At 71.0% G+C, this 6000-nt stretch carries 6 protein-coding genes; 2 read left to right on the forward strand and 4 right to left on the reverse strand.

Annotation, left to right across the window (positions count from 1 at the left end; all coding sequences use genetic code 11):
- Positions 1–194: 194 nt before the first annotated feature.
- Positions 195–1310, reverse strand: coding sequence for an SDR family oxidoreductase (locus N4G66_RS33345; RefSeq protein WP_261708006.1), 1116 nt, complete (start codon positions 1308–1310; stop codon positions 195–197).
- A gap of 190 nt (positions 1311–1500) precedes the next feature.
- On the opposite strand from N4G66_RS33345, the gene N4G66_RS33350 reads away from it, so the two are divergent.
- Both N4G66_RS33350 and N4G66_RS33355 read left to right on the forward strand, forming a co-directional pair.
- Positions 1501–2943, forward strand: a complete 1443-nt coding sequence (locus N4G66_RS33350) for a zinc-dependent metalloprotease (protein WP_261708007.1) — start codon at positions 1501–1503, stop codon at positions 2941–2943.
- Positions 2940–3461 (forward strand): NUDIX hydrolase, encoded by a 522-nt coding sequence (locus N4G66_RS33355; protein WP_261708008.1) that lies wholly within the window; start codon positions 2940–2942, stop codon positions 3459–3461. The genes N4G66_RS33350 and N4G66_RS33355 overlap by 4 nt, the downstream gene beginning before the upstream one ends.
- Positions 3462–3566: 105 nt before the next feature.
- On the opposite strand, the gene N4G66_RS33360 is transcribed toward N4G66_RS33355, so the two are convergent.
- The 3 genes from N4G66_RS33360 to N4G66_RS33370 all read right to left on the reverse strand — a co-directional run.
- The gene (locus N4G66_RS33360) at positions 3567–4322 is read right to left on the reverse strand and encodes an AIM24 family protein (RefSeq protein ID WP_261708009.1); all 756 of its coding nucleotides are present in this window, start codon (positions 4320–4322) and stop codon (positions 3567–3569) included.
- A gap of 16 nt (positions 4323–4338) precedes the next feature.
- Complete coding sequence (locus tag N4G66_RS33365; protein WP_261708010.1) at positions 4339–5019, reverse strand: AIM24 family protein; 681 nt, start codon at positions 5017–5019, stop codon at positions 4339–4341.
- A gap of 11 nt (positions 5020–5030) precedes the next feature.
- A partial coding sequence (locus N4G66_RS33370) for an AIM24 family protein (protein WP_261708011.1) occupies positions 5031–6000 on the reverse strand: 970 nt, incomplete at its 5' end.

Raw genomic sequence — 6000 nt, forward strand, 5'->3', positions numbered from 1 at the left:
TCACCCGGCACGCACGCGTACCGCTTGGAGCCTCCTCCAGAACCAGCCTCGACCGCACGAGCCCGATCCGTCGCAGGTGTGCGGGCCGCACCTTCACGGCTCGGCCGCCGGCACCGGCCGACGGGAACGATCTCCCACCCCGACCGCACAGCCGGCACGGACCCGGCACGGCACGGACCGGCACGTGCCCGGGGTCAGATCCTGCGCCGCGCCTTCCGGGCCCGTCGTACCACCGCTGCCGCGCCCAGGAGGGCCACCGTCGCGCCCGCCGCGCCCGCCGCGGTCGCGTCCTTGCGGCCCAGTCGGCGGCCGGCCACCGTGTGCCGCCCGGCGACCTCCTCCAGCAGCTCCGCCAGGACCTCCTCGTTGGTCCAGCGCGGCCGCCATCCTGCATCGTGCAGCCGGCTCCCACTCACCACCCACGGGTACATCGTGTAGGCGAGATCCCCGGCGGGCGAAGGAGTGAGCCCGATCCGGTGGAGCCGGGCGGCGGCGCCCAGCGCGACCGCGGACGGCAGTTCCATCCGCCGGATCCCGCTCAGCTCCTCCACCTCCTCCTGCTCCAGCCATCCGTCGCACCCGACGGCCAGCTCGCCCTCGACCTTCTCGACGACCGCGTACTCCAGCGCACTGCACAGATCCTCGACGTGGCAGAACTGCCAGGCGGGCCTCGACCCCGCCACGACCAGCAGCCGGGGTGACTCGAAGTACCTGGTCAGCGCGGTGTCCGTACCGCCGCCGACGAGCACCCCGGGCCGCACGACGGTCACGTTCAGCCCCGGATGCGCCCGCGGCGCGCGGCGCGCGAGCCGCTCGATCTCCAGAAGGTCACCGACGCCCGTCGCCTCGGCCGTCGCCCGCAGTTCGGCGTCTTCGGAGAGGGGCAGTTCGTTGTCGGGCAGCGCTCCGTAGACCATCGCCGACGTGCACAGCACCACCCGGTGGACCCCGGCCGCCGCGGCGGCGGTGAGCACGGTCTGCGTCCCCCGGACGTTGTACGCGGTCCGGGCCGCCGCGTCCGTCTCCAGATCGAGGTCGAGAGCCAGATGGACCACGACGTCCGCTCCGCGCAGCTTTTCGGCGATCGCCGGGTCCCGGACGTCCAGGATGTGCCACTGGGCGTCGGCGCACTCGCCGCGCCGTTCGTCGATGGCGACGACCTGCTTGATCTCCTCGCTGGCGGCCAGCCGCTCGGTGAGCAGCGCGCCCACACCGGCCGCGGCTCCGGTGACCGCGACGACGGGGCCGCGCGAGGCTGGGCTGGTTGAGTGGTTTCGCGCTGCGCGAACCTGCGGATCTGGGGAACTCACCGGGCGTCTCCAGCGGTTGTCTTCAGTAATGGACGCGTGTGACGCGCCCCTACCAGGTGGCATCCATCCTGCCGCAGGCGACGAGTCGGCGAAGCACCGAGGCCCGATCGGGTTCAGGTGTCTACGCTGGGTGGTGTTGTGGGCAGCCGCCGTCGGAACGAACCGGCGGCCTTAACAGCCGAGGAATCCCGTGAGTGACACCCCATTCGGATTCGGCCTTCCGCCGGAGGAGCCGGAGAACGGCGACGAGGGCAAGAAGAAGGACCAGCAGGGCGGCGGTGGTCAGGGACCGTTCGGTTTCGGGCCGCCCGGAGCCGGTGGCCCCGGAGCCGACAATCCGCTCGCAGCCATGTTCGGCTCGATGAACCCCAATGACCTGGGCGCCGCGTTCCAGCAACTGGGCCAGATGCTCTCGTACGAGGGTGGTCCGGTGAATTGGGACATGGCCAAGCAGATCGCCCGGCAGACGGTCGCCCAGGGCACCTCTGACGGCACCAAGGACGCGAGCGTCGGCCCCGCCGAGCGGCTCGCGGTCGAGGAAGCCGTCCGTCTGGCCGATCACTGGCTGGACGACGCGACCTCCCTGCCGTCCGGTGCCGCCTCCGCGCTGGCGTGGAGCCGCGCGGAGTGGGTCGAGGCGACCCTGCCCGTGTGGAAGGAGCTCGTCGACCCCGTCGCCGAGCGCGTCGGCGCGGCCATGGGCGACGTGCTGCCCGAGGAGATGCAGGCCATGGCGGGCCCGCTGATCGGCATGATGCGCTCCATGGGCGGCGCCATGTTCGGTACGCAGATCGGGCAGGCCGTGGGCGTGCTCGCGGGCGAGGTCGTCGGCTCGACCGACATCGGCCTGCCGCTCGGCCCGGTCGGCAAGGCCGCGCTGCTGCCGCTGAACATCGAGTCGTTCGGCAAGGACCTGAGCGTCCCCCAGGAAGAGGTGCGGCTCTACCTCGCCCTGCGCGAGGCCGCCCACCAGCGCCTCTTCGCGCACGTGCCGTGGCTGCGCTCCCACCTGTTCGGCGCTGTCGAGGGATACGCGCGCGGGATCAAGGTCGACACCGCGAAGCTGGAGGACGTGGTCGGCCAGTTCGACCCGCAGAACCCGGAGGAGCTGCAGCAGGCACTCCAGCAGGGCATGTTCCAGCCGGAGGACACGCCGGAGCAGAAGGCGGCGCTGGCCCGTCTGGAGACGGCGCTCGCGCTGGTCGAGGGCTGGGTGGACGCGGTCGTCCACTCGGCGGCCAAGCCGCGCCTCTCGTCGGCCGACGCGCTGCGCGAGACGCTGCGCCGCCGCCGCGCCACGGGCGGTCCCGCCGAGCAGACGTTCGCCACGCTGATCGGTCTGCAGCTGCGCCCGCGCCGGTTGCGGGACGCCTCGCGCCTGTGGGCCTCGCTCACCGACGCGCGCGGTGTGGACGGCCGGGACGGCCTGTGGGCCCACCCGGACATGCTGCCCACGGCGTCCGACCTGGACGACCCGGACGGCTTCGTGCACCGCGAGCACATGGACTTCTCCGAGCTCGACAAGATGCTCGGCGAGGCCGCGAGCGGGAGCACGGAGAAGCCGAACCTGAAGAAGGACGACGACTCCAAGGACTCCGGCAAGAGCGACGACAAGGGCGACGACACCGAGTGAGCCTGTACGACGACGCGGTCCTCGTGCTGAAGAGCTACGAGGACCAGGAAGAGCTGCGCCGGGTCTATCTGGATCACCTGTCCGCGCACCCGGACGGGATGTGGAAGTCGTGTCACGCCGGGCACCTCACGGCGAGCGCTCTGGTGATCGACCCGTCGCGCGGCCGCGTCCTGCTGACGCTGCACCGCAAGCTCCGGATGTGGCTGCAGATGGGCGGGCACTGCGAGCAGGACGACTCGACCCTGGCCGGCGCTGCCCTGCGCGAGGCGACCGAGGAATCGGGCATCGAGGGTCTGACCCTCCTGCCGGGCGGTCCCGCGACGCTGGACCGGCACGCCATCCCGGCGCCGTGCCACTGGCATCTGGACGTCCAGTACGCCGCACTCGCCCCGGCCGACGCCGTCGAGGCCATCAGCGACGAGTCCCTCGACCTGCGCTGGTTCGCCTACGACGAGGTCGCCGAGGTGGCCGACGACTCGGTCGTACGACTCCTGGACGCGGCCCGCGCCCGGCTGTGACCGGCGCGGAGGCGGGCCGTACGTCGAGCAGGTAAGGGGCGCCCGCCTGTGGCGATCGCCCCTTACATCTGCGCACTGGACCGTCGCTTCCCGGACGGTCGGGCGTCAGCTCCAGGCGTTGCCCTGGTTCTGCGCGTGCACGCCCTGCTGGCCCATGCCGTACTGGGCGCGCAGCCCCTGGCCGATCGCCGCATTCTGCGGCGGCAGCAGTTCACTGGGCTGCACGAGCGCGTAACCACTGCCCATGAAGCTGAGCTCCCAGCCCTCACCGGTGTTGCCGCGGCGCCGCCACACTCCGGAGGAGTGGGTCTGGGCCTGCATCTGCACACGCAGGCCCGTGGACCACGCGACGATCGCGTCGGCATCGCAGTTGACGTACCGGTCCGGGGTGACCTGCATCATCAGCGGCACCCCGGAGGTCACCAGCGCGACCTTGCCGCGCCCCGTGATGTTGAGCTGGTACTTGCCGGAGCCGGAGATGCCGTACTGGCTGTCCACGGCGATCACCTCGTGGTGCAGCCCGGAGTCCATCGCCAGCACATAGCTGCTGTCGACGGTGAGGCCGTCCTGGTCCACGTCGAGGACGTGCACGTGCTGGCCGAGGTTGGCGAGGTAGACCGTGCCCTGCCCGTGGCAGCGCATCAGGTCGAGGCCCTCACCGGTGTAGGCACGCGCGCGGTGCTGGCTGTTGTTCTGGTACTCGGCGTCGAACTCGACAAGGCCCTGGTACGCGACCATGGTGCCCTTGCGGGCGAGGATGTCGTCGTGCCCCTCCAGGACGACGCGCAGCATCTGCGAGTTCTGCAGGCTGTAGCGATCCTGGGTCTGCTGCTCGTTGTAGCCGAAAAGCGGGCTCTGCATGATGTCCTGCTCCCCCTCAGCCCCGGACTCGGAGGCGGTCGGTGCTGTCCTCGCTGGGCTGGACGACGACGATGCCCTGCCCGGAGAACGCCATCTGGAAGGCCTCGCCGCTGCCGCGTCCGATCAGCGACTGCGCCTTGAAGCTGCGCTTGCCCTTCACCTTGAGGTTCGGGGACCAGGCGACGAGCGCGTCCGGGTCGACGTACGTCTCGTCCTCACCACCGCCGCAGTCGACGACGATCGGCTTGCCCCGGGACGTCAGCGCGACCCAGCCCTGACCGGAGATCTTGGTGTTCCACAGACCCTGTCCGGCGAACTTGGCGAGCCCCTTCACCCGCTCGACACCCCAGGTGAGATGGGCGTCGAAGGCGAGCAGATTCGTCGCGTTGACGGAGATCGCGTCCCCGTTGAGGTTGATGACGACGACGTTCGCCCCGTAGTCGGCGAGGTAGAGCAGACCGTCGCCGGAGCACTTCATGAGGGGCGCGCCCTCGCCCGTCATCCAGTCGCGTGCGATCTGGCGTACGGCTGGCGGGTTGGGCTCGTACTGGACGAACCCTTCGTAGGCGACCATCGACCCCACGCGCGCGAGGAGGTCGCTTCCGGTCTGCATGGCGACCTTCAGCATGTGACTGCCGTGGTTCTCCATGCGCGCGGTGACGGGTGCCGGGGCAAAGCCCGCGAGTTGCTGGTTCATGTCGGGCTCCCTCAGACCTCGTACGGCTGGACGACGACGAAATTGCCTGGCGCGGCACGGAACTGGAGGTTCACGCTCTCGCCGGTGTCGCCGGGGTAGGCGTTCCGGCGCATCCGCACCTGGCTGGAGACGATCACCTGAGCGGCCGCCGACCAGGCGACGACCGCGTTGCAGTCGGCGAACGTCGTGGGGGTGACCGGCAGGACGACAGGGGCACCGTGCGTCTTGACGACGATGGTGCCGGTCCCCTGGAACTGCATGGTGAACAGCGCGCCCCCGGGGATGCCGTGTCCCTCGATGCGACGGACCTCGTACTGGAGGGACTCGTCGAAGGCGAGGACGTTCTCCGCGGAGACACAGATCGCGTCTCCCTGGAGCTCGATCGGGTGCACATGGGTGGCGTTCTCGGCGAAGAACACCTGGCCCTGACCGGTGCAGCGCATCAGCTGCATCTCCTGGCCGGTCGCGCTGCCCACGAGCCGACCGGCGAACCCGGCGCCCTTGTAGCTGAAGTCGACCTTGCCCTGGTACAGCACCATGCTGCCCTGGCGGGCCAGTACGGGCTGACCGCCGATGCCGAGATCGACGCGGATGAGCTTCTTGTTCTGCGGAGTCCACCGCTGGCCGGTGGGCGTCTCCTTGAAGGCCCCCAGCGCGGCGGCCACACCGGCCCCGCCCTGGGGGGCACCCTGGGGTGCGCCGTACGGGGAGGGGGCACCGGGCTGACCCGGGAACTGCCCGGGTGCCTGGCCCGGGATCTGTCCGTACTGCGGCTGCTGACCGTATCCGGGGGGCGCCGTCGGTGCCTGCTGGCCGTAACCGGGCGGCATCTGAGCCGTCTGGCCGGGCGGCTGCTGACCGTATCCGGGCGGCGGACCGGGCGGACCGGGCGGACCGGGCGGCTGCGCGTACGGCGCGGGGCCCGGCGGCGGGACGGTGCCGCCCGGCGGAATGTGCAGCGGGCCCACGAGCGTGGGGGCT

It is taken from the genome of Streptomyces rhizosphaerihabitans (assembly GCF_025399795.1).
Taxonomy (GTDB): domain Bacteria; phylum Actinomycetota; class Actinomycetes; order Streptomycetales; family Streptomycetaceae; genus Streptomyces; species Streptomyces rhizosphaerihabitans.

Coding starts and splice junctions, on each gene's coding strand:
- N4G66_RS33365 (WP_261708010.1), bottom strand. CDS start 5,019: ATGAACCAGCAACTCGCGGGCTTTGCCCCGGCACCCGTCACCGCGCGC.
- N4G66_RS33360 (WP_261708009.1), bottom strand. CDS start 4,322: ATGCAGAGCCCGCTTTTCGGCTACAACGAGCAGCAGACCCAGGATCGC.